This is a genomic window from Photorhabdus laumondii subsp. laumondii, from assembly GCF_003343245.1.
GTDB lineage: Bacteria > Pseudomonadota > Gammaproteobacteria > Enterobacterales > Enterobacteriaceae > Photorhabdus > Photorhabdus laumondii.
Map to the genome: position 1 here is coordinate 860,753 of NZ_CP024901.1, position 23,901 is coordinate 884,653.

A 23,901-nucleotide genomic window follows, 5' to 3' on the forward strand; every position below is an offset into this window, starting at 1 on the left:
TGTTATGAACTTAGTTCAGGACCCGTGGTTGCCCTTTCGGTTGCGTGATGGCAGTGAAAAAGTACTGCCCATTAATGCGATATGTGATCATGATGTTATGGACTTTGCTTTACCGCGAGCTGATTTTCAAGGAGCAGCTTGCCAATTTGCCATTGGTTTATTACAAACCGTTTTTGCGCCGGAAGATAAATATCAATGGCATGCTCTCTATGAAACATCACCTGATAAGAAGGTATTACAACAAAATTTTAATAAAGTGATACATGCTTTTAATGTTACCGGTATAGGGCCTCTTTTTATGCAGGATTTTGATCCGCTGCAAACAGTAAAATCAACCACTGTAGCTGGATTGTTAATTGAAGCACCGGGAGCGAATGGTTTAAGACTGAATACGGATCATTTCATTAAACGTGGCATCGGAGATGTGATGTCTCTTGAAATGGCGACTTTGGCACTGTTTACCTTACAAATTAATGCACCGTCAGGAGGGGTGGGACATCGAGTCGGATTACGAGGTGGGGGACCATTAACCACGTTAGTGGTGCCGCAACAAACCGATGCCACATTATGGCAAAAACTGTGGTTAAACGTTATTAGTCGAAGTGAATGGCATTATTCAGAACCTGATTTAACCAGTGCTCAGGTTTTTCCCTGGTTAGCGCCAACAAAAGTGAGTGTTAATGAAGGGACAGAAATTCATGCTACGGATGTGCATCCCTTACATATGTATTGGGCAATGCCGAGACGTATACGTCTTATAGTGGAAAAGGGTGAGAATATTTGCAAAATTTCAGGTAAATATTCTGAGTTCACTGTCTCTGAATATCGGGCACAAAACTATGGCGGCAATTATACCGGTAATTGGAGCCATCCGTTAACGCCCTATAAATGGGATCCTAAAAAACTAACACCACCCTTATCGATTAAAGGCCAACCGGGAGGGGTGACATATAAAATTTGGGATGCTTTAGTCTTTACCAGCCATGAGAGTGGACAGCGTTGTGCGCCGGTTGTAAGCCATTTTTACTCTTTATGTTGTCATTTTGCTGAACTCCGAAGGGTAATGCCTCGTCTGTGGGTGTTTGGCTACGATATGGATAATATGAAAGCACGTTGTTGGTATTCTGTCACTGTGCCGTTGTTTTTTGTCTTATTTGAACAACAGGAAAAGATTCTATATCAAGTCAAAGAGCTACAAAAGCTGGCAATCAATATGATTTGGCTATGCCGGAATCAAATAAAAGCGGCTTGGTTTGAAAAGCCCGTTGATGTGAAAGGAGACACTTCCTTTATTGACCTGACTTTTTGGCAACAAAGTGAATCGCTATTTTTTTCTGTGGTGCATCAACTTATCGATAATGCAAATTCCGATGCGCCGTTTCTGACACCAGAACAGGCCAAACATTGGCTCAATACCTTGCGTTATCTCTGTAGAGATTTATTTGATGAATATGTTGCTTTATCTGAATTAGGAAATGAGCGTTCAATAGCGAAACGTATGAAAGCGCGTCAGCAGTTAATTATCGGGTTATATGGACAAAAAGCGTTAAAAGAGATCAAAACATTTATCACTAATCATCATATTCACTCCGGGAAAGAGGAGGTGTAATGGACAGTAAGAGTGAAATCATATTATTGCATTGGTGGCAAAGTATGTTTATGTCACCAAAACAGCTAAAAGAGAAAGGTATTATTCCAGCCCCTTCTACTTATAGAGCTCAGTTAAAGCGCTGTGACAGTGTTGAGATGGCTATGTTAACTGAAGGCTTTCGGGCTTTATGGCTCAGCTTACCTGATGAAATTAGTTTGTCGGATAATCCGATAAAATTGGAATATTGGGCCACGATGGCGGTGGCATTAGTTCATGTTAAAAACAACAGTGATATCAAATTGGCGGTAGCGGCGGGTAAGAAAGGAGGAGGAAATAAACCGGTGGTCAGTGAATTAAGATTTTCACAATTACAAAATGCTAAAACACCGAATGAATTATTACGTCGATTATGTCGGGTTTTACAGCAAATCAAAGGCAATATTTCTGTTTTGGCTTTAGCGCGGGATATTGAGGAGTGGTTTGCTGAATATGAGCAATTACGACCATGCAAGGCGGATAGGCGTATCAAAGTGAGGTGGGGTATGGATTATTACCGTGCTGCTAGTGGTAAATCGGTTGATTTATCGGATTTTCATTAATTGAGTTTAGGATGATTATTATGAGTCAGTTTATTCAATTACACCTATTAACTTCCTATGCGCCATCTAATCTGAATCGTGATGATTTAGGCCGGCCTAAGACAGCGAAAATGGGCGGTTTTGAACGTTTACGTGTGAGTTCTCAAAGTTTAAAACGTCACTGGCGTACTTCTGAATTGTTTGAACAGGTGCTATCAGAGAATATTGGTATTCGCACCAAGCGACTGGGTATCAAGGTATTTGAAGCGTTGATCAAGGCTGGAGTGAAAGAAAAATCGGCTAGAGCATTGGCTATGACTATTGCTGGTGTTTTTGGCAAAACGAAAAAAGATGCTTTAGAAATTGAACAATTGGCGCATATCAGCCCGGAAGAGCAACAATCTGTTATGTCGTTGATTGCGGTGCTGGCGGAAGAAAACCGGGCACCAACGCCTGAAGAGCTTAATTTATTAAAAACTAAGCAAACCGCGGTGGATATTGCTTTATTTGGTCGGATGTTAGCTTCAAGTCCGGCATTTAACGTCGAGGCTGCCTGTCAGGTCGCTCATGCTATTAGTGTACATAGTGTGGTTATTGAAGATGATTATTTTACAGCGGTGGATGATTTAAATGATGGTAAGGAAGATACGGGATCGGCCCATATAGGGGAATTGGGTTTTGCCGCCGCGCTGTTTTACAGTTATATCTGCATTAATAAAACGCAATTAATAAAAAATTTGGATGGTGATGAAGCCCTGGCTAATAAAGCGATTAAAGCATTAACAGAAGCCGCTGTGAAAGTATCGCCTGCGGGTAAACAAAATAGTTTTGCTTCTCGTGCTTATGCCAGTTTTGCTCTCATTGAGAAAGGCGAGCAACAACCTCGTTCTTTATCTGTTGCATTTTTAAAGCCTATTAATGACAGCGACCAGGGCTCATCGGCAATTAATGCATTAGAAAGCCAAATGCGCAATATTGATCTGGTTTACGGTACTTGTGCCGATGACCGCTATAAATTCAACACATTCACTGGGGAAGGAACTTTGGCCGAACTGCTTGAATTTGCTGCACAGTAATGGGGGCAAAATGAAAGCATATTTAGTCTTCCGATTATATGGCCCGATGGCAAGTTGGGGACAACCTGCGGTTGGGGGAGAAAGGCCAACGGAATTGTATCCTGGTCGCTCGGCGATTTTGGGGTTATTAGGCGCAGCGCTAGGTATTCAACGAGATAATGAGTCTGAATTAGCAAAATTACAAAAAAGTGTGTTAATTGCCATTAAGCAGACCGTTCCCGGCTCTTTAATGCGTGATTATCATACGACGCAGGTGCCGACGCACAATAATAATGTGGTTCATCAGAACCGTAAAAGTGAATTAAGGTCAGATAAACTTAATACCATACTGTCTAATCGTGATTATCGTTGTGATGGTATTTGGATCGTTGCTATTACATTAACTGAACACGCTTGTTTTACGCTTGAACGATTCCGGGATGCTTTACTTAAGCCCGTATTTATCTTGCATCTTGGACGTAAATCTTGCCCGCTTGCTTTGCCTCTCAGCCCTAAACTCATTACGTCATCGGCATTAAAAATGGCATTGGATATCTCTTTTCCACCGCTGATTCATTCTGATAGCGAAGATAAGTTATGGCTAGGTGCAAACGGTATTGTGACTTATTTTTGGGAGGGAAATAAAGATGAAATTATCTCTTCAAATATTTTAATCAGTCATCCTTGGGATGAGCCGATTAACCGGGGGCGTTGGCAATTCCGGCAACGTACTATGTATCAACTTTCTATCGAGGAGGGTGTTGATGTATTTGTCTAAAATTGTGCTTCGGCAATCGAGTCAAACAGCAAATATATTAGCAAAATTGAGTGCAAATGGCGTTTATACTTCTCATCAATTGTTATGGAAATTGTTTTCAACAGACGAAAAACGGCAATTTCTATTTCGGGAAGAGATCGGAATAATGGGATTACCTGTATTCTATGTTTTATCTAAAACCTCGCCTCAAACTGAGTCACCATTGTTTGAGGTGGAAACGAAAGCATTTTATCCTCAATTGAAGGAGGGGCAGCGTTTAGCTTTCAAATTGCGCGTTAATCCAACGATCTGTATTACTGATCCTTCTGGAAAACGTCAGCGTCATGATGTCTTGATGCATGCTAAGTTTCAGGCAAAACAGCAAGGTGAAACGGAACAGGGGAAAATAAAAGCTATGATGGAGAATGCTGCCCGTAATTGGCTGTTAAACCATCGTCGTATGCAGCAGTGGGGTATTCAGTTTGACAATTTACTGGATATTGAAGGTTATACTCAGCATCGAAGTGTAAAAAAGCAGGGGCAAAAAATACAATTTTCCAGTGTAGATTTTCAAGGGCTTCTGACGATTACCAATGGTGAGCTATATTTGGAACAGTATGCAAAAGGCTTTGGTCGTGCTAAAGCGATGGGATGCGGATTGATGTTAATCAGAACAGTATAATGGCATGGATGTCATTTAAATTTATTTTTGTTGAAGATCGTAATGCAATATTCTTTGTTGTATGAGGATATTGATGTTAAAGGTAGCAAATTCGCTGTTGTTAGGCGTTCGTGTTATGCTTCAAAAGCATGGTAAAAAGTGATATTGCTAACTAATATCATCCTGTAGAGTAAGGCGTAGTTGTTACTCTTGGAAATATTGATAAAATAATTACCGTGTTCCTCACCTCTGTGGGGATGACCCTGAATTTTGGTATACATTTGTACAGGGAAGAATATGTTTCCTGTGTTTAATGGGATAAACCGCTATAATTAATGGTAGGATATCGGTGTCACTGAGTGTTCCTGGTCATTACCGGGGTAAACCAAACTCGATAAATCTTGTCAAAGAGAGAATTTAAGTGTTCCCTGTATTTGCGGGGATAAACCACGGCATGAGTGATGCTTTACTATGTTCGCTAAATGTTCCCTGTACTTACGGGGATGGACCTAGCAGTGCGCCAAATAGTTATAAAGCTAAGGATGTGTTCCCTGTATTGTACTCATGGGGATAAACCGTACGAAAATGACACTGATCATTGGCTTCCTTGGTGTTCCCTACCTCTACGGGGATAAACCGGACAGTAACAGTGATGTAGTCGGTAGTAATTGGTGTGTTCCTTGTGCCCACGGGGTGAACCGAACTGATACTGTTGTGTTTTGGGTTTGGAAGCGTGTTCCCTGTATTAACGGGGATAAACCGAACAGTTAGCGTTTTAGCTGGCAGAGATGGACTTGTTCCCCGTTTTTACGGGGGTAAACCGCTAAATACAGAACTATCTCCATTTGTTGTCATTTGATCCCCGTAATCTACGGGGATCAACCGTCATCCGGAAGGGTAATTGACATAGGGGGGGCAGTGTTCCTTGAATTTATGGGGATAAACCAGATTCAGGTTTCATGATGATAGTTGAAGTAGAAATGCTCCCCGTTTTTACGGGGATATGATGATTGTGTTATTGATTATATTGCTATTTCTCTCTCAGATTTCAATAAACCTTTGGGAAGGGAATTCATTCCCTTGCCGTCGCGATGCATCTTGAAATCCATAGGGGAGGGTATAGAACATTCCAAGGTATTATAATTCAGATAGTTGGAGCAGTTACTGTGTATCAAATTTTTCCGTTCAATGCATAATGTAAAAACTTTCCTTGAATAGACTTTTCCTGCGGTGATTTCTTGTAAACCTGATAATTATCCGTATACCAAAAAGTAATTTTAAATCGCGACAATCTATTAACTAACTTATTGAGTCATGACTCCAATGTGTTGATTTTTTATTCATGCTTAATGGAAATCCATGAAAAATATTATTATAATTCTTTGGAGTCATAATCAGTAAAATAACAAAGCATAGCTTGTTGCTTTATATTTTTAAATTAATAAATTCATTAAAAGCTATTAAAAATAAAATTCAAGATAGATACTTTAGTTACTTCACTAAATATTCTTACATGAAAATATTAAAAAATATAACCAATGTATAATTTTGGGGGTTCCCCCCCAAGAATTACGTAATAAATTTAAAAGAGATATTTCTACATTAACCAACAGTTTATCAATTGCTAAAGAATATATTAGTAACTACTAAACTAATACTTCTACTGCATTTGTTTGACTTAGGAAATTATTTGGACTTGCGCTTAAACCATAAGCACCAGATTGAAAAATTACCACTAAATCCCCTGGAGTTGCTACTGACATATCTCCTTGATGAACAAGAATATCTAGTGGAGTACAGAGTGGACCAACTATATTCACTGTTTCACGTTTCTCTCCTTTAATTTTATTACCAATGATTGCAGGATAGTTTCTTCTTATTAATTGCCCCAAATTTCCTGATGCAGATAGATGGTGATTCATTCCACCATCTGTAACTAAAAAAGTCATATCGTGGGAAATTTTGCGTTCAACAATTTTAGTAACATAAATTCCAGATGAAGCAACTAAATAACGGCCTAATTCCAAAATAATTTCCACTTCCGGTAAAAATTTCTCTGCACGCTCTACTAGTTTGTGCATTGCATTGCCCACTTCGGTAATATTCAGTTCTGTATTTCCCTGAAAATAAGGAACTCCAAAACCACCTCCTAGATTAAAGCGACGTACTGGAGATGGAGCAGAATGTGATAACTCAATTACTAAATTAAGAGCCTTATTTTGTGCTTCAATCAAATGTTCTGCGCATAAATTTTGTGAGCCAGGGTAAATCTGGAATCCTTCAAAAACTAGGGAATCTGGATAATCACGTATGAACATTAGTGCTTCGGGTACATAAACTACATCCATACCAAACTGGCGTGGTCCTCCTCCCATCTTCATGCCGGAAGAGTTAAGATTATAATCAGGGTTTATGCGTAAAGAAACACGTGCACATAAGCCAAGTTTTTCAGACAATATTTGAATTCGCCGTAATTCATTTAACGATTCGACATTTAACAATACCTGTGCAGCAATTGCTCTTTTTAATTCTGTATCTGTTTTACCCGGCCCTGCAAAACTAATATCTTCAGGAGAAACGCCTGTATTTAGAGCTAATGCCATCTCATTTGCAGATGCGACATCAAACCCTTCAATTTTTTGGGACAAATGGTGGATAAGCGGTACGAAAGGATTTGCTTTAATTGCATAATGAATACTAATTTTTTCAGGTAAATATTTACGTAATAGACACACTTGTTGGTCAATATGTTTTCTAGAATAGGCAAAAAAAGGAGTCTGTCCTATTTGAGTTTCCAGTCGGGTTAATGGTATTCCTCCTATTTCCAAACAATCGTCTTTAATGACAAATGTTTCTGCGATTTTCATCGATAAACTTTTCTGTGTTATTCTATTTTCTATATTCATAATTTACCTCACATTAGGAAAAGACAGCATTAGTATATATATACCCGTTATCTTTCAAGTTGCTTCTTTGTTGGCTGCACTCGCTCACCCCGGTCACATAGTTATCTATGCTCCCGGGGATTCACTCCTTTGCCGTCGCGATCCATCTTGAAATCCATAGGGTATAATCCACCAACAGAATTATAAAATTCTTATGAATGGAGTTAATCTCTGGTATTTTTAAAATTATACCCCCATCTATTTCCATAGAAATAAAAATACATTTGTTTGATTAAAAAACAAAGGGTATCTCCATAATAATTAACTATAGCCTACAGTTTTTACATCCAGAACTGGTTAATCACGAATAAAGCAATAAAGAGGCACCAAATAGACCACCTACTCCGGCAGAAATCAGCAAAATGTTATCTCCTGAATGTAATGCTCCACTATTTTTTAACGCATGTAAATTAATAAGCATATCGGCACCAAAGCAATGTGCTGTTTCACTAATATTTTTAAGAAATATCTTCTCTATAGGAATATTCATAAACTTTGCTGCTTGACGCCATATCAAAATATTCACATTATGTGGAATAATATACGATATATCATCCATCGTAATATCCGCCTGCTGTAATACATCTTGAATTACAGATTGTAATCTGAGTTGATAATTCGCTGTGAAATCTCGATAAGCAGCAGAATTAGTTGGTAACCAAATACCTTGAGAATATTTTGGGTAAGTATGTATAGAATGTGCAAGAATGCTTGAACCTTGACCGTTCAGAGAGAGCAAAGCGGCGGCGGAGGCATCACCGATTACCGCTACATTAGGTACTATTCTGAGTTCAAAACTGTCAGCAATTTCCCCGACAACTATCAGAGCTTTACTGTTAGGAAGCGCATTTTGTAAATAATGTTTTGCTAAAGATAATGCGGAAAATATGGATACACAATTGTTGCTGCTAGTTCCTATAGCAACAGCATTAGGTAGTTGTAGGCACCGAACAAGTAATGAAGCCATATTTTGACCCCATACACTACTTATAGTCCCCGTATGAGCATAAACCAGCAGTACGACTTCTTGCTTAATGTGGGGAACTTGTTGAAATAATTCCTTGCAGGGTTTTAGCAGCATTTCTTCTTCACTGCCTTCCTCTACCGGACAATGAGTTAATTCATACATACGGCTAAACACCCGCGCTTCATTTTGGGTTAAACCTAAGCGTTGGTATTCCCGTTCAACCTTAAGCCTCTTTTGAGGTACATAGCTAGTAATTGTCTCTAATGTCATCATATGAATTATTTACTCCATCTGGCATGTAAATCGACACAATAAGCACCGGATACTGGGCTAAAACTATGAACTTTTCCTTGATAACTCAATTCATTGTAATTATTAAAAGACGTAATTAGTTCATTACATTCATCGGGTAAACAAGGATCTAACAATGCCATACGATCCAAGAAGTTTAGTTGTTGCACATCCGTCACCCTGGCTCCAGGATTTTCCTCCAGTAATATTCCCCAGCTATCCCATATCAATGGTTCATATCCAGCCAGTGAAGCTAAGTCTAAAAAGAATAAATTACGTACTATCCATTGCCCATATCCATCATCAAATCGATATCCACTGAAAATACGCTCATTCATTGTTCCCTGTCGGATATGCCTCCATATTTCTGCTCCACTAAAGAATAAATGTCGAGGAAAATCTGATGGATTAGCCCCCAATAATGGCTTAGACAAAAAATTTAATCGACTTTCGGCATATAACCATCTAGTACCATTCCAATATTCTACTAAAGTATGATCATGCATCGGACATTCATCGTTATACTGATAATGTGCAAATCCATAGCGGACTCTTGCCGGAATATTTTTATGTCGCATAAAGGAACATAATAAAACCGAAAAATCCCGACAAGTAGATAATAGACGTTTTTCTGGGGGCCGAGGATTTGAAAAACTTGAATCATCAAGTAACAAAAGTTTTTTTAGCATCAGTGAAACACAGCGGCTATCTATTTCTGTATTGCGCATAGAAATGATATCTGGATTAAGTTTATCTTTTTCTGTCTGATAGTGAATCAATAAATTCTGAACAATAGAAATTAACCCTTCCACATCATTAGGTAAATCATCAAGCTGAGATGAATATGATGCTGCTAATGTTACCTCAGTATGCTGCCGGTAGTGATTAATAGGATCAAGCATGAATCGGTTCCCTTGGCAAAGATATAATTTCCTCTGTGTTAAATGGTGTTATAAAAGCTGAAATATAGTTCATTATTTTATAATGCAACTCTTTTCTTGGTACATAATCACCACCACTAACGACTGAATTTAATGCTTTCAATAAAGGAGAAAATTCATAAACAAAAGCGTAATGACCAGCTCCAAAGAGGATATGATGTTCAACGTGGGGCAAGTGCGTTGCGTAGTCAGTCGGTGATCCTAGCAACTTCATAGTATCTCTTTCACCTGATAAAATTAAAGTCGGTAAAAGCATCTCATTTAGAGTATTAGCGAGAAACAAATTTGACAAAGCTGGGGCTAGTAAGATCACAGCACAAATACCCTTAACTAAACATTGCTCAACTGCAAAACACGATAGTTCATTGAGTACTGATGAAAGTTCGGGTTCCAGTTCAAAACAGGGCTGACAACCGCACATCACTAATACATCATACGCTCCAGCAGAATGGCCTATCACCAATGGACGCGAAAAGTCTATTCTCTCGCCTAGGGCCTCTAAAAGTAACGCATCACATGCATACACTAAACGTTGAGGTCTGGTTGTCAAATTCATCCAACGATAGCGAGCATCCTGAATATCTTGATGATCCACGGCTAACACAGCAAAACCTTGTGTTGATAAAAACTCAGCAAGGTATGATTGATCAAAACAAGAACCACCAGAACCATGAGAAATTACTATTAATGGCCAATTTGTTCCCATGGGGATCGCACTTTCTTCTGATTTTGCATGTAATATATTTCGGTATCGTTTTACGGTACCACTCCCTGCATATGCAGGATACCAGAGAGTAGCAGAAATAGTTCCTAATGAAGATAGCCAATTGTAATGCATTACTCCACTACCAATGATGTGCAATATATCATTGACTCTATTTAGCATTTGAATAAGTCTCCATTTTATTGCCATTTCTTAGTAAAATGATTAAATTCCATGCCAAAAACAAAAAGTTTTTTCTACTAATGTTATTTTTACCAACTTTATACGATACTCTTCTTATTAAGTTATAGATATCATTCATTTTATTTATATTTCCTACACTACAGTATAAGTTTAATTCCATTAAGAAATATTTTTACTTTCTTTCTATATCATTTAAGCGTGAAGATGCAGGCTTCTAACCTCATAATTATATTATTTAAAATAAATCGCATGTGAAACCAGCATCTAAAAGTAGAATGAGTATATAATTAATGGATACTGATTTTTTTAAATTGAATTTTTATTCCATAAGTTGAGTACTGATCATTAAGAAGACACTCTACCTTCAGCAAGCTTTGTCTTTAATTGCTTATAGTCTGTTTTTCCATTACGATTTTTAGGAATAGCCCCTATCACTAATCTTGTTGGCCACATACTTCTGGGCATAAGCTGTTGACATATTTTACGTAGCTCTAGATTAGATTTTTCATGCCAAGAAATAAAAAACACTAATCCTTCAACACAGTTCCCTGCTATAACAGGCCAGCCAATAACCGCAATATCGTCAACCCCTACTGCTTTACTCAGCATTGACTCAATTTCCAAACGCTCCAAACGCTGACCATTGACTTTCAGTTGATCATCACAACGCCCTAAAAAATGAAATATCCCATCATTGTCACGTTTAACCCAGTCTCCAGTACGATACCAATAACAACTACCATCATATTCGAAATTATCAGCCTGCATAGTGTTACTTGATAAGTAACCACTAACCACTTGCTCACCGCCAATCCATAATTCACCTTCTCCTACATCCCCTGCGTTTTGACGCTGGCGTCCAATCTTTAACTTTGTACCAGGATAAGGAGTTCCGATTGGAACAATCAATTCATTAGTTTCTGTCGGCTCAGGACTCCAGCGATAACCACAAATTGCAACTGTTGCTTCTGTTGGTCCATAAATATTATCAATATGTGATGCAGGTGCAGCCATATGCCAGCTTTTAGCCATGCTCTGTAACAAAGGTTCTCCACAAAACAACGATTGGCGTAAATTAGGAAAAGAACCAGGTTCCAATTGTCGTGAGCGCTGAAAGTACAAAATAATAGAAGGCACTGATGCCCAAAATGTCAGATGTTTATCTCGAACAAACGTTCCAAGCATTAAACTGTTTTTGGCATCAAAAACATGAGTCGATGCTCCAATAGCCCAAGGAACAAATAAATCATGGACGGAAACATCAAAACCCAGAGGACAAATTTGAGAAAAACGATCAGCGCAGGTTGGTTGATACAGAGCTATAGTATTGGACACGTAGCGTGTAACATTCGTATGTGCAACTTCAACCCCTTTAGGATTACCTGTACTACCTGATGTAAACATCAAATATGCACCAGGATTATCTGTCTTCATTTGTGCAGTAGGAATCTTGGCTAAATCAGCATGCGCGAGAAAATAGTGTCTTGGGTAATCGTTACACCAATTGGGGCGTTGTTTACTATCTGACAAAATTATGACTAACGGTTTGTCTATATGTTTCAACAAATCGTGCAATAACTTTTGCTCCTCAGCACAAGTCACCAATAAATCAAAATCAGTAATTTTAGATAATAAACTCAGGCTTTCAGGTGTCTGGTCTTCGTTTAATGGCAAATAAGTCTTACCGTAACACAATGAAGCTACAATACCTGCGAAAATTCCTACGTTTCTTTTTCCAAGCAAAGCACAATATTTTCCCTGCGAAAGAGAGAAACCTCGGGCCAGAAGGGATGCTAACTCATGTAGCTCACGGTAACTATATACATCATTATTAATAGATAACGCTTGGTAATCTGCATATTTCAGTGCGCTATCATGCAGCCATTCACCTAAGTGTTCAAAAACTCTCATGATTTAATGTCCTCTTTAACTAATTGAAAAATAGCAGCACCGAATACTGCCCCTAATCCTACAGTGGCAACCATTACATAATCTCCTAATCGCAGTGTATCTCTAGCAAAATGCCAGTTGATAAAGATATCTGCCCCAAAACAGTGACCTAATTCAGGTAATTTATCCAAGTAAACTTTGCTCAGAGGTAACGCGATTTTTTGGGTTGCATCACGCCATGAAATCAAGTTCACATTATGGGGGAAAACCCAACGGATATGTTCCCAAGACAAATTAGATTGTTTTAAACAGCGCTCCATTACATTGGCTAGGCGTCCAGCATAGTGGGTTTCAAATCGCACTTGCTCTTCTGCGGTTTGCCAGGAGCCTTTAGAATGTTGTCCATAGTAATCAATCTCTAAGGCTTTCATTTTGGCTCCATCACCCCCCAGACTAATTATGCAAGCTGTAGCGGCATCGCCACACAACGTAGTATTGGGAATTTGTTGTAGAATACCGCTAAAAGTTAGGTCAGCTGTCAGCAATAATGCATAACCTTGACCACTGTTTCCAATTAGATGATTTTGAATTACCTGCAATCCATTAAGATTAGAAGCACAGTTATTCGAATGAATGGAGAAGCAAGTTGCATTACGCAGCCCCAATCGCCGGTTCAACCTAGACAGCAAATTATTTGGATAAGTCCAAGTTTCTGGAGCAGTATGGGCATGAATAAGTAAAGTAATAGATTCTATTGCTATACCATTACGTGTCAGCGTATCTTGAGCTGCCCGATACATCATCTCTTCCAGAGATATCTTACTGATAGCTATGTGATTTAATCCATAAAAACGCTGATATATCTTGATTGCATCTTCAGATAATTGAGGCTCAATAGGAACTCGTTCTAATCCAATTTTCTGTTCTGGCAAATAAACACCAATGTCATTGATTATTAGACTCACGATGTGGCTCCACTCGTTTTTTTATGTACAAAGATATAAAGCGAAGGTAGCAGGAAAAGGGTGAGGCATGAACCTACTAACATTCCCATGATAATCACTAGGCCCAGTTCAAAACGGGATTCTGCTGCTGGACCGCTGGCAAATAAAAGAGGTAAGGCTCCCAATATCATAGTCAGCGTAGTTAGAACAATTGCACGTAAGCGAGACGCAGAAGCCCGCACTGTTGCGTAGTAAATACTAATACCACCTTTCTTGTGCAAGCTATCAGTAGCTTGCACCATTAAAATTCCTTGCTTACTGATCAACCCAACCAGAGTCAGCATGCCAACTTGTGTAAACATATCAAGTGGCACATCAAACCAAGATAACGCTAGTAATGCACCTAGTACTGAAAAAGGAATGCTACCCAGTAAAACAATGAGTGGCCCCAGATAATTAGTAAGTTGTAATGCTAATAGACAATAAATACCTACTAATGCTATAGCAAAAGTTACTAGTAAACGCTGTCCTTCTTCTTTGCTTTGTCGTGTTTCTCCTGATAGGTCATATGACACTCCTTGTGATTTGAGGTTGTGGAGTAGCTGAAGAGCAAACTCTGTTGCTTCTGATTGCCCTACTCCCGGGGCTAACACACCTTGTAGTGTCACAGCAGCTTGTTTTTGGAATGTATTTAGAGATTCAGGACCTACTTCAGGATTCTGAGTCACCAGACTTCCTAGTCTGATAAGATTGCCATCTAAACTTCGCACTTGTAGATCTAATAGTGATTGTATCGCAGCCCGTTCAGTTTTTTTCAAGGCCATGATGACGTTATAGGTCCGTCCTTCATAAATGAAAGGTTGTAGTTTAGTATTGGCGTATGCCAAATTCATACTATAACCAACATCTGAAGCGGAAATCCCTACTTTCGCCAGTTGTTCACGATCTAGTCGTATGTGAATCTGCGGAGTATCATATTTCAAATCTTTTTTCAAAAATAGAAACAGACCACTAGCACGCATTTCACGTAGCATTAGATCACTAAGCGCATCTAGATTAGCGTAATCTTTATCTTCATGTTTGAGCACAAATTGGAAAGGTAATCCTCCGACACCTGGCAAGGAAGAAGGCAGGATTACTACCGACTGTAACGCCGGGATTTTAGCTATAATATTCTGCAATTCTGGTTGTAATTGTATTGTTGAACGTTGACGTTCAGACCAATTAATTAATCGAACAAAAGAAAGTAGTTGGTTGTCTTTTGGTACGCCTATGACATAGTTAAAATTAGCTATTTCCGGTAAGGTACTATAAATATTCTCTAATATAGGTGTATGTTGCTCAATATAGTCTGTTCCTATGACACTGGGGCCTTCTGCAATTACCATTAAGCTTCCCTGATCTTCTTTGGGAGCCAACGCATGAGGTAATATAATGAACAAAATGATTACACCAGCTAACGTAGTTGCCCATAACCATAGTGGGAAATTTCCAGTTTTCACTAGCCGGATTAAAACACGCTCATAGCTGCGACGGAGGCGAGCAAACATTTTTTCCACTCGTATCACCATCAGTGAATGTTGATGATTTGTTGATAGCATACGTGCGCACATGACGGGAGTTAAGCTAAGTGCTAATATCCCAGAGATAATGACAGCTCCGGCAAGAGTCACTGCAAATTCAGAAAACAGCTTTCCTACAATTCCACCAATAAATGCTAATGGTAAATATACGATTGCTAGAGTTAAAGTCATGGTGACTAGAGATGTAGCAATTTCATTCCCTCCTTTTAACGCAGCCTGATAAGGAGTATCTCCCATTCGCATTCGATGTAGAGCAATGTCTAACACAATTATGGCATCATCGACTACCAGCCCTGTGGCTAGAACCATTGCTAGCAAGGTCAGTGTATTAATTGAAAAACCACACAAATGAATAACTAAGCACACACCAATCAAAGAGAGTGGAATAGCAATAACTGGGATCACAACAGCTCGTAATGTTCCTGCTCCCAAAAATATTACTAGGGTAACAGCACAGCAAGTAAGTAAAATAGTGATAAAAACTTCATGTACCGCACCACCAATATATTCACTACTGTCGATAAGCACGTTAGACTGTAGATCATAAGGAAAACTGGATTTCAATTCCCCTATAGTTTTATATATATCATCAGCAGCCAACAAGGGATTACTACCTTGTTGCCAGTTGATCAATACTATTGTGGCGGGTTTACCGTTAAAAATAGATTTAATTTCCGGCTGACTACCTCCTAATTCTATGTCAGCTACATCCTTTAGACGAACCGGAGATATATTTGTTGCGGTCATAATAGATAAATTAGCAAAATCACTTATTGTTGAAAGCCCTGTTTCTGGCACAAGTTGAAAACGTAATTTACTATCATGTAAAGCACCGCCATTCGCTTGAGCATTCTCCAATTTTAAACTTTTGCTGATATCTATTGCGGTTACACCGTGGCGTTCCATACGCTCTGGATCTAACCAAATTCTCATTGCATATTCACTACCCAATATTTCTACATTCCCCACTCCTTTTAAGGATTCCAAGCGTGGTTTAACAACTCGGTGCAAAAAATCCGATACCTGCGCAGCTTGCATTGTTTCACTAGTAAATGATAATGCGAAATCAGGAACTCGATCCGCTTCTTGGCGGGAGATTTGCGGTGATTCCATATCATCGGGAAAATGAGATATGGTATTGACTCGTTCCATGATATTAGTTAATACCTTCTGAGTATCACTACCCATTGCCAAATGCAATACTACCTTGCTACGCCCAGTTTCTGAAGTGCTGGTAACGTAGTTAATATCATCAATTCCAGATACTGCCGATAATACTTCTGACGTAACACGCCCATCCATTAGATCTGCCGAGGCACCAGGATAAAAAGCACTGACACTAATTGCATCTGCATCTACACTTGGATAAAGGCCTACTGGTAGATACCCTATAGAAAACAAGCCAGCAATAAATAACAAACCACTAAATGTTGTTACTATGATTGGACGACGTAAAAAAAGGCCGATAATTTTCATTGGTGGGTTTCCTGACGAATAGGAGCATCTGGGTATAGACGCATTTGCCCGGCCGTTACCACTAATTCACCTTTTTCTAACCCTTTCTTTACTTGAACAACGCCCTCATTATCGTCTCCAGTAACAATAGAGCGAATCTGGACTCGATTGTCTTTTACTACAAATACTGATTGCCCATAGGCACTATAACGTACAGAAACTTTGGGTATTACTCGTGTCATCTGAGGAGCACTCGCAGGATAAGTCACCCTAACGCTAGCGCCGTGACGAAAATGGCCTTTTTCCAATTTAGCTCGTAACGTTAGAGTTCTGTTGATAGGATTTATTTCAGTATTGACCAATGTAATGTTAGCTATACCAGTAAAGCCAGCGACAGTATCATTTACATTAATTTGGACACCAGGTGACAGAGCTCTAATATCAGTTTCAGGGATACTAAATTCAACATATAAATCATTTGGATCATAAAAAGAAAATAATGTTTGGCCTTCCTGAATCAATTGTCCTGGCGTCAAATCATGTAAACTAGCAACTCCAGTAAATGGCGCTGTAACCATCATTTTACGCAATGTATTTTTAAATTTTTCTACTTCACTGACAGCATGAGCTAAGTTAACGTGCTCAGCCTGTTGAGCAGCTTGTGAGATTGCCTTATTCACCAGCAAATCGGCACGCTTAGTATTTTTCTGGGTCATATCTAAGTGAGCTTCTTTTTCCTTAAGCTGAAAACGCTCAACGCGGTCGTCAAAATGATACAATACCCCATTGATTGGTACCTGCCCTCCGGCAGGTGCAATTTGCAAAATGGTCCCAGATATTTCAGCTCGAACAGAGAGATAGCGTATTGACTTAACTGTAGCAATAACACTTTTTCTATCTTGCCAATTCATTGAAGTGACTTGCGCTGTTTCAACCAAGATTGGCTGTGGTCCTTTTTGTGTAACAGATATTTTGCTATCTTTCTCCTCAGTACTATTAAGTCCCCGAACAGCAACCACGTTGATAGAAATTCCCGCAAAAATAACTGCTACAATAGCACAAGATGTCAATATCACATGATGGCGTTTCATGCGAACCGCTCCTGAATTATAGATTGGTACCTTTGACGTAATTGATGTTTATCAAACTTTCCATTTGCATTTTTTGGTAACCGAGATAGTTGTATAAAAACACTGGGTATTTGGTGCAGTTCTAATAAATTAGAACAAAAATGTTTTAAATCAGATTCTAATAGTTTCTCTTGTGTCTGAGTTGCCACAAAAGCAATAATACTATCTTCAGAGCTTTCTTCACCAGAATGTACAATAACTGCGGCTTCTATAATAGAGTCATGGCCAAACAAAACTTTTTCAATTTCACTGAAAATCACTTTGCGGCCACGGATTTTTGCAACTTCATCCATACGACCAACGAAATAAAAATACCCCTCTTCATCTAGCCAACCATAGTCACCAGAATATAGACAACGATCCCCATAAATAGGATGTATGCCAATTCTTTTTTCTGTTGCTTCGGAATTGCGCCAATATCCTTGCATTACGGTTTCTCCGCGAATTAATAACTGTCCAATTTCGCCTGCTGTACAGGGTTGATTATTATCATCTACCACCATAATTTGAGTATTTGGGATAGCAATCCCTACGCTATCTGGCTTGCGGTCTAGATCATCTGGAGGAAGATACGTACAACGTTTACATTCTGTTAGTCCATACATAGAAAATATTTTGGCTGTAGGGAATAGTCTTTTAATCATTGACACATGCTGCTTACGCAAAGCCATACCTGTATTGGAGACAAGGCGTATAGAACTCAAATCAAAAGAACCTTTACTAGCATAAATATCAAGTAAACTATACAGTGATGATAGCCCAGGCATAATTGTGCAACGGTATTGTTGAATATGCCTTAATACTACTGGTGGAGGCGTATTATTTGACTCAAGCACCACTGTTCCCCCAACAAAAAATGCTAAAATTATCTGATATAGTCCGTAATCAAAGGCAATCGGTAATACTGCCATTACCGTATCATCGTGGTGGTATTCTAAATAATTTACCAGAGACCGTGTAGCTGCCATCATATTTTGGTGACTTAACATAACCCCTTTCGGTTCACCAGTAGAACCTGAAGTATAAATAATAGAAGCCAAATCAACACTAATTGCCTGAAGTGGAATATTAGCTTCAGAAATTGGATCGGAAATAAAATCATCAAAATTAATTAAATTATTTTCAGCATATATATTCTCAACTTTATCAATAATCAAATTAATATTTGAAAAATAAAAATAATCATATTTTAGTAATGTCGCAGCAATTATTGAAGAAGTGAAGAAAAAACTAGCTCCACTGTTGTTTAAAATAAATTTAATTTTTTCTTCTGGTGTATCAAATGCTATGATAGATGGACAGGCACCTAATTTTTGTGCAGCAAAAAATATAGCAATAGAGTTTATATGATTTCCTAAACAAATTACTACTTTGTCTCCTTGTTGTAGTCCATTCAGTCGCATACCTGCTGCAATAGCACATATTTGCCTCCATATATCTTTATAAGTATAATTCTGATTGTTGAAAATTAAAGCTGTTTTTTGGGGATATGCCATTTCAGCATCTCTAATAATCTCAACCAAATTATAATTCATGTAATCATCCTGATAATTAAATTAATTAAGAGTGTATATCACCGGAAGAGTATTTAATATTAAAATCGCTTTTTTTATTAAAAATACTAAAAATGTAAAGCGCAGAAATCCAATTAAAAATAGCAATAGTTAGATACAACCGTGTAGCATCCTCCTGCTTTAATCCTAATAATGCAGCGATTCCAATCTCCAGAGAATATAAGGTGATATTGATAAGTAGTACACGTAATCCTTGACCAATCTGCTCTAAAGCAGTCATTAACCCCAATACTATGCCTAAGCTAAAATAAGATGGAGATACACAATTTAAATAGCGTAAAGCCGCCTCAGCAATCAGTTCATCTAAAGTAAAAAATTTAACTAACCAAACTTTCAAAAAGAATACAGCAACACTAATAAATATATATATAACACCAGTGAGACTAAGACCAATCAAAAATACTTGGTTAGCTCTGACAAAATTCCGTTTAGATAAAGAATTATTATAGTGAATTGCCATAGCTGTTCCTAAGGCAATAGCAGGCAAAATAATAAACGACTGTATACGAAAAGCTATGCTAAACCCTGCTATTTCATGGGCATCATAAAAAGACACCAGATAATTAAAGGAAAATAAAAAAATAAAAACAAGGGAGAAACTACCCATTACGGGTAAGGCCATCGTAGATATATCTTTTATTACTTGAATAACTTGATCACGCATTCCTAACCAAGATATAACCACGCCTTGACGATAGAGTAAAATACTGCCTACTGAAATAAGATAGCTGCTACCAAAAATTGCCCCCCAAATCAGGCTTTGTAAGCCCTTATGCCAATATATTTCAGTTAAGTAAGTTGCACCTATATTTAGTACTGTACCTGATATTCCTAGTAAACTTCCACAACGATTAAATCCAAGACCAAATAAAGTGGATAAAATTAACGTGGCAAAACCAATCATTATCCCAATAAAAAGCATAGGAATAATAAAATTCATTACTTCATCTTGCTGTGAAGATTCAATATGAAACAAATAAGAAATACCACTTTGAAAATACCATACATTGAATATAAGTATTGCCATCAATGCTAACATAGCTAAAAACAACAATAACAACCGTTGTCCTAGTAGAGAAAAATTAGCACTTCTTAAATGTGAACTATACCGCAATGCAGGTACACGCAATCCTTCATGGATGGACATCATCATATAATTAAGCGGTAAGAATAATCCAATTACATATAACATATTAGGTGAATTATGACTAATAATGCTAATGTTGATTAACACAGCAACCGCAGAAACTACCATAGTGCCCCAAAGTGTAATGCTGGTATTCCAAAGATCACTGAGTAATTTCAACCACTGATATCGCTGAAAATGTCTCCGCTGAAATATGGATTGCATTGTCATATCAATTACCAATTTATTTAATATATTCAATAAACTATATAGATCCAGCTAAAATATTTAGACGCTGCATATCCAGACTTCCTTCCATCCATTCATATCCTTGAATGTCAGTAATTGTCTTCTGTAACCAGATATCTGTTAGAAAGAGCTCTGTTCCCACAAGCTGTGGCATGATATGAACAACTTTTTCCACAAACTCGGTAGAACAAGCTTTGGCCAGTGAAACAGCTGCACCATCCAATATGTCATCATCTATTCTCGAAGCGGCACGGTAATTCAGATTTCTTATGGCTTCAATTTCAATCTGCAAGGAGGAGTGGAGCTCTCTAGCTTTTACATTTCTTATATGCGATATGGCAAAATCAAGTAGTGATTGAGCACTACCTAACGCCATAGCACATACACAAGGCCTCATACGATAAAAAGTTTTTATCACTGAGTGCATACCTCTCTCTAATGGTCTACGGTGCAAGCCCAAAATATGCTCTTCAGAGATAGGAATTTTGTCAAAATATAGGTGGCTTAAGCCAGCACCTTGCAGTCCAGCAACAGGTAGCAACTGACGAAAAACTTTAGGATGAGAAAGGGTTTCAGGTGTCAACAAAATTACACCGATACTGTATGGCCCTGTTCCAGTTCTGACAACCATTGTTCCGATCGTAGCATCGAGTCCATTACCTACTAGCCATTTTTCAGCGTTAAGTTCAAAATTATCACTCAACAATGAAGACGGATTTCCTGCATCAGAGCCTTTGCCAGGCTCCGTGACTGCCATACAGGTGCGAGCTTTATGCTGAGCAACATATTCAAAAAAATAGTCTTGTTGTTTAGTTGAGCCTAATTCTCGTACAATGATACCGGAAAGAGATGGGCCTGGACATGACAGCAGGACATTTGGATCTCCGTAAGTAAGCACCTCATACATTTTTGTCCTTTCCAGACAGCTACTACTGCGATCCATATAAAGTTGGTCGAAAAGCGGTGCGTCAAGATGTGATAATACAGTATCCTTATCATCTAGCACCTTCAAAGACAAAGAGCGAAATAGTTGAGCTAACTCTAACCATTTTTTTCCATAATGTGTACAGGCAATAGAACTGTCAAAATTAACCATGGAACTCCCTCAGATAAACTTGATTCAGAACAGAAAAAATGTGCTGCATTTCGACCAACCCTTGCTGTAGAAGAGCCCTTCCTCCCGTTGTTTTAATCAGGATATTAACCATTTCTTCAATTTCTTCAGCCGCATGCTCAGCAAACTGTGAAGGTATTTCTTCTTTTATGTCTCCTACACACTGAGATAATAATAATTGACGTTGTATAACTTGTGCCAAACGGAGACGAATAGAGGAAATTGATAATAGAGAAACACTGCCAATCTTACGCTGGGCTGTATGATCAAGTAAAATCGATGTCCATCGTTCAATCCAAATAAGCTGCATTCGTATCATTTCACATTGATAGTTGACATATTTTTTCGCTATCTCTTGTGAAGCAATATCACCGTCTTTTACCTCCAATTTGCATAATAATAATCTCTGGCGCTTCATACTATTACAGACAGGAAGGATGGTGACAGTATTTCTTTCTTTCCAGCTATATTGTTTTTCGTCTAAAAAGCATAATTCTGAATTTTTCCATTGTTCTTCTGAAACTACAGCAAACCCGTTTCTCACAACAATTTGGTTTGATGTAGAGAAAACTGTTTGGGCTAATTGTTCCATCAACCAGTGAAAACGTTGTTCTTTCTTTGATTCGAATGGATAGCTGATATTAAACATGATTATATTCCTAAATTTTTTGTAAGACAGACCATGCTATTCTTAAACTTTCCATATCATGTTCTACTAATAATATGTTCCTTCTATTTAGTGGTGTTAGTGTCTTATCCGCTAGAAGTAACAATGCATTCATTCCTGTAACTTCAGGTTTGAAGAAAGCAAATTTGATTGAACTTTTTCTATCTTCCGCTTCCATTTGAAAACGTATTTTTTTAAAGAAATAACCTGTACGCTCTGTTAATAATATAGTATCTTCTTCATCTAACTGCAATTGATGCAATATATTTCTTAACATGCCAAAGGCATCCAAACTTTCAGCCGACTCCCATTCACTTACCTGCCCTGTTTTTAATAATATCCATTTATTTTCATCGCTTTTTTCTGTTGTGAGTAAGGCTGCAATAGCACAAGATTGCGTTGGTATTGGAAATCCGTTAGAAATATTACGAGGAATAGTATTTTGCTCCATTCCTAATAATAATATTTTACTCGCACTACCACTAGATAAATAATTACCAGCAATACTTAAAGCTGTGGTTGATACCAAACTTCCATTGTCACAAATGTCGAATGAGTATCCTTTAAGGTTATAATGGTCCATAAAATATGGACCAAAAGCTGAATGATCTGGATCAAACTCAGGTGTCCAATAGGCAAATATAGATAAATCAATATCACTTAAAAGAATAGAATCTTCCATTTTTTTAAGAACAGAATCGCCTAATTCAGTATAAGAGTATTGATCACCTTCTAATAGGGTTGAATCAGTTAATTCATCTTGAGAAATACGATGTAAGTCTTTCTGGTATATGGAGTAACGGTTTCTTGGAGTTTTTCTGAGAGATCTCTTATTCATTATTTCGCAGAAAACCTGATTTATGTAAATCATGTCATGATACACTATTTAGTCGTTCTAAAACATAATCACAGACAGAACCAATACTTTGTACATGACTGGCTTCCAATGTATTTGCATCAATCATAAAATTTGGAACATTATCCTCTAGTGACATCAAAAATGTCAGTGTAGTCATCGAATCTAGCCCAAGCTCATCACGTAATGATGTTGATTCACTCATGTCATTAAGAGAGCCGACATTTAATTCTTTCGTCAAAATGTTTTTAATCATAAAAAAGATTTCTGATTTATTCATTATGTTTCACCAATTTGTAGTTAATATTAAAATGATATCTTAGGGCGTTTTTAAATAGGAAAATACCATAGTTCATGAAGAAACATATAATTCCCATCATTAAAAATATTTTATTTCTAAATTTAGATATTCCAATGAAGTTCATAAACTCCTGCCCTCTTTCTTATAGAAAAAAGAACACTTGGCAAAGGAGTAATCAACTAATAATCATATGCATTGATAATACTCAATAATATTAATAACGTCAATAAAATTTCATAATTACACCATGTCGGAATTAAATAAAGGTTATAACAAAAAAAATTAATAAAAAATCCAAAATATAACAAAAAATTAGCTG

20 protein-coding genes are annotated in these 23,901 nt (G+C 37.8%); 6 read left to right on the forward strand and 14 right to left on the reverse strand.

The annotated features are described in order from the left end of the window. Positions 1–4 precede the first annotated feature (4 nt). The 6 genes from casA (at position 5) to PluTT01m_RS03865 (ending at position 5,413) form a co-directional block, all read left to right on the forward strand. Positions 5–1,609, forward strand: coding sequence for a type I-E CRISPR-associated protein Cse1/CasA (casA, locus tag PluTT01m_RS03840; RefSeq protein WP_011145120.1), 1,605 nt, complete (start codon positions 5–7; stop codon positions 1,607–1,609). Then, the gene (gene casB, locus PluTT01m_RS03845) at positions 1,609–2,190 is read left to right on the forward strand and encodes a type I-E CRISPR-associated protein Cse2/CasB (protein WP_011145121.1); all 582 of its coding nucleotides are present in this window, start codon (positions 1,609–1,611) and stop codon (positions 2,188–2,190) included. Before casA ends, casB begins: the two co-directional genes overlap by 1 nt. Positions 2,191–2,210: 20 nt before the next feature. After that, complete coding sequence (gene cas7e, locus PluTT01m_RS03850) at positions 2,211–3,245, forward strand: type I-E CRISPR-associated protein Cas7/Cse4/CasC (protein ID WP_011145122.1); 1,035 nt, start codon at positions 2,211–2,213, stop codon at positions 3,243–3,245. A 10-nt stretch (positions 3,246–3,255) separates the two neighbouring features. After that, on the forward strand, positions 3,256–4,002 hold the full coding sequence (cas5e, locus tag PluTT01m_RS03855; RefSeq protein ID WP_011145123.1) for a type I-E CRISPR-associated protein Cas5/CasD: 747 nt from the start codon (positions 3,256–3,258) through the stop codon (positions 4,000–4,002). Further along, the gene (gene cas6e, locus PluTT01m_RS03860; RefSeq protein ID WP_011145124.1) at positions 3,989–4,663 is read left to right on the forward strand and encodes a type I-E CRISPR-associated protein Cas6/Cse3/CasE; all 675 of its coding nucleotides are present in this window, start codon (positions 3,989–3,991) and stop codon (positions 4,661–4,663) included. Before cas5e ends, cas6e begins: the two co-directional genes overlap by 14 nt. Positions 4,664–5,227: 564 nt before the next feature. Further along, a complete protein-coding gene (locus PluTT01m_RS03865) occupies positions 5,228–5,413 on the forward strand; it encodes a hypothetical protein (protein ID WP_109791333.1) in 186 nt (61 codons plus the stop codon). A gap of 875 nt (positions 5,414–6,288) precedes the next feature. On the opposite strand, the gene PluTT01m_RS03870 is transcribed toward PluTT01m_RS03865, so the two are convergent. The 14 genes from PluTT01m_RS03870 to PluTT01m_RS03940 form a co-directional block, all read right to left on the reverse strand. Further along, positions 6,289–7,548, reverse strand: a complete 1,260-nt coding sequence (locus PluTT01m_RS03870; protein ID WP_011145126.1) for a pyridoxal-dependent decarboxylase, exosortase A system-associated — start codon at positions 7,546–7,548, stop codon at positions 6,289–6,291. 340 nt (positions 7,549–7,888) lie between these two features. Continuing rightward, positions 7,889–8,827: a ketoacyl-ACP synthase III family protein gene (locus PluTT01m_RS03880; RefSeq protein ID WP_011145127.1), complete on the reverse strand. Its 939-nt coding sequence runs from the start codon at positions 8,825–8,827 to the stop codon at positions 7,889–7,891. Between the two features lie 5 nt (positions 8,828–8,832). Then, complete coding sequence (locus PluTT01m_RS03885; protein WP_011145128.1) at positions 8,833–9,747, reverse strand: transglutaminase domain-containing protein; 915 nt, start codon at positions 9,745–9,747, stop codon at positions 8,833–8,835. Beyond that, positions 9,740–10,672 carry an alpha/beta hydrolase family protein gene (locus tag PluTT01m_RS03890; protein WP_109791334.1) on the reverse strand — a complete coding sequence of 311 codons (933 nt, stop codon included), beginning with the start codon at positions 10,670–10,672 and terminating at the stop codon, positions 9,740–9,742. Before PluTT01m_RS03890 ends, PluTT01m_RS03885 begins: the two co-directional genes overlap by 8 nt. A gap of 366 nt (positions 10,673–11,038) precedes the next feature. Next, the gene (locus PluTT01m_RS03895) at positions 11,039–12,604 is read right to left on the reverse strand and encodes an AMP-binding protein (protein WP_011145130.1); all 1,566 of its coding nucleotides are present in this window, start codon (positions 12,602–12,604) and stop codon (positions 11,039–11,041) included. Further along, entirely contained in the window at positions 12,601–13,548 is a 948-nt protein-coding gene (locus tag PluTT01m_RS03900) for a ketoacyl-ACP synthase III family protein (RefSeq protein ID WP_011145131.1), read from the reverse strand. Before PluTT01m_RS03900 ends, PluTT01m_RS03895 begins: the two co-directional genes overlap by 4 nt. Continuing rightward, entirely contained in the window at positions 13,545–16,586 is a 3,042-nt protein-coding gene (locus PluTT01m_RS03905) for an efflux RND transporter permease subunit (protein ID WP_011145132.1), read from the reverse strand. Before PluTT01m_RS03905 ends, PluTT01m_RS03900 begins: the two co-directional genes overlap by 4 nt. Further along, positions 16,583–17,656 carry an efflux RND transporter periplasmic adaptor subunit gene (locus PluTT01m_RS03910; RefSeq protein WP_011145133.1) on the reverse strand — a complete coding sequence of 358 codons (1,074 nt, stop codon included), beginning with the start codon at positions 17,654–17,656 and terminating at the stop codon, positions 16,583–16,585. The genes PluTT01m_RS03905 and PluTT01m_RS03910 overlap by 4 nt, the downstream gene beginning before the upstream one ends. Next, on the reverse strand, positions 17,653–19,230 hold the full coding sequence (locus PluTT01m_RS03915; RefSeq protein WP_011145134.1) for a class I adenylate-forming enzyme family protein: 1,578 nt from the start codon (positions 19,228–19,230) through the stop codon (positions 17,653–17,655). The genes PluTT01m_RS03910 and PluTT01m_RS03915 overlap by 4 nt, the downstream gene beginning before the upstream one ends. A gap of 25 nt (positions 19,231–19,255) precedes the next feature. After that, positions 19,256–20,626, reverse strand: coding sequence for an MATE family efflux transporter (locus tag PluTT01m_RS03920; RefSeq protein WP_041379919.1), 1,371 nt, complete (start codon positions 20,624–20,626; stop codon positions 19,256–19,258). A gap of 34 nt (positions 20,627–20,660) precedes the next feature. Continuing rightward, positions 20,661–21,740 carry an acyl-CoA dehydrogenase family protein gene (locus tag PluTT01m_RS03925; protein WP_011145136.1) on the reverse strand — a complete coding sequence of 360 codons (1,080 nt, stop codon included), beginning with the start codon at positions 21,738–21,740 and terminating at the stop codon, positions 20,661–20,663. Then, positions 21,733–22,407 (reverse strand): hypothetical protein, encoded by a 675-nt coding sequence (locus tag PluTT01m_RS03930; protein ID WP_011145137.1) that lies wholly within the window; start codon positions 22,405–22,407, stop codon positions 21,733–21,735. The genes PluTT01m_RS03925 and PluTT01m_RS03930 overlap by 8 nt, the downstream gene beginning before the upstream one ends. Positions 22,408–22,417: 10 nt before the next feature. Next, a complete protein-coding gene (locus PluTT01m_RS03935) occupies positions 22,418–23,263 on the reverse strand; it encodes a hypothetical protein (protein WP_228957287.1) in 846 nt (281 codons plus the stop codon). Between the two features lie 34 nt (positions 23,264–23,297). Then, complete coding sequence (locus PluTT01m_RS03940) at positions 23,298–23,561, reverse strand: phosphopantetheine-binding protein (protein WP_011145139.1); 264 nt, start codon at positions 23,559–23,561, stop codon at positions 23,298–23,300. Positions 23,562–23,901: the final 340 nt, after the last annotated feature.

Bases quoted from the DNA above. Each gene is read 5' to 3' on its own strand.
- cas5e (WP_011145123.1), top strand. From the start codon at position 3,256: ATGAAAGCATATTTAGTCTTCCGATTATATGGCCCGATGGCAAGTTGG.
- cas6e (WP_011145124.1), top strand. From the start codon at position 3,989: ATGTATTTGTCTAAAATTGTGCTTCGGCAATCGAGTCAAACAGCAAAT.
- casA (WP_011145120.1), top strand. From the start codon at position 5: ATGAACTTAGTTCAGGACCCGTGGTTGCCCTTTCGGTTGCGTGATGGC.
- PluTT01m_RS03880 (WP_011145127.1), bottom strand. From the start codon at position 8,827: ATGATGACATTAGAGACAATTACTAGCTATGTACCTCAAAAGAGGCTT.
- PluTT01m_RS03935 (WP_228957287.1), bottom strand. From the start codon at position 23,263: ATGAATAAGAGATCTCTCAGAAAAACTCCAAGAAACCGTTACTCCATA.
- cas7e (WP_011145122.1), top strand. From the start codon at position 2,211: ATGAGTCAGTTTATTCAATTACACCTATTAACTTCCTATGCGCCATCT.
- PluTT01m_RS03885 (WP_011145128.1), bottom strand. From the start codon at position 9,747: ATGCTTGATCCTATTAATCACTACCGGCAGCATACTGAGGTAACATTA.
- PluTT01m_RS03865 (WP_109791333.1), top strand. From the start codon at position 5,228: ATGACACTGATCATTGGCTTCCTTGGTGTTCCCTACCTCTACGGGGAT.
- PluTT01m_RS03925 (WP_011145136.1), bottom strand. From the start codon at position 21,740: ATGGTTAATTTTGACAGTTCTATTGCCTGTACACATTATGGAAAAAAA.
- PluTT01m_RS03870 (WP_011145126.1), bottom strand. From the start codon at position 7,548: ATGAATATAGAAAATAGAATAACACAGAAAAGTTTATCGATGAAAATC.
- PluTT01m_RS03905 (WP_011145132.1), bottom strand. From the start codon at position 16,586: ATGAAAATTATCGGCCTTTTTTTACGTCGTCCAATCATAGTAACAACA.
- PluTT01m_RS03915 (WP_011145134.1), bottom strand. From the start codon at position 19,230: ATGAATTATAATTTGGTTGAGATTATTAGAGATGCTGAAATGGCATAT.
- casB (WP_011145121.1), top strand. From the start codon at position 1,609: ATGGACAGTAAGAGTGAAATCATATTATTGCATTGGTGGCAAAGTATG.
- PluTT01m_RS03895 (WP_011145130.1), bottom strand. From the start codon at position 12,604: ATGAGAGTTTTTGAACACTTAGGTGAATGGCTGCATGATAGCGCACTG.
- PluTT01m_RS03910 (WP_011145133.1), bottom strand. From the start codon at position 17,656: ATGAAACGCCATCATGTGATATTGACATCTTGTGCTATTGTAGCAGTT.
- PluTT01m_RS03890 (WP_109791334.1), bottom strand. From the start codon at position 10,672: ATGCTAAATAGAGTCAATGATATATTGCACATCATTGGTAGTGGAGTA.
- PluTT01m_RS03920 (WP_041379919.1), bottom strand. From the start codon at position 20,626: ATGACAATGCAATCCATATTTCAGCGGAGACATTTTCAGCGATATCAG.
- PluTT01m_RS03930 (WP_011145137.1), bottom strand. From the start codon at position 22,407: ATGTTTAATATCAGCTATCCATTCGAATCAAAGAAAGAACAACGTTTT.
- PluTT01m_RS03940 (WP_011145139.1), bottom strand. From the start codon at position 23,561: ATGAATAAATCAGAAATCTTTTTTATGATTAAAAACATTTTGACGAAA.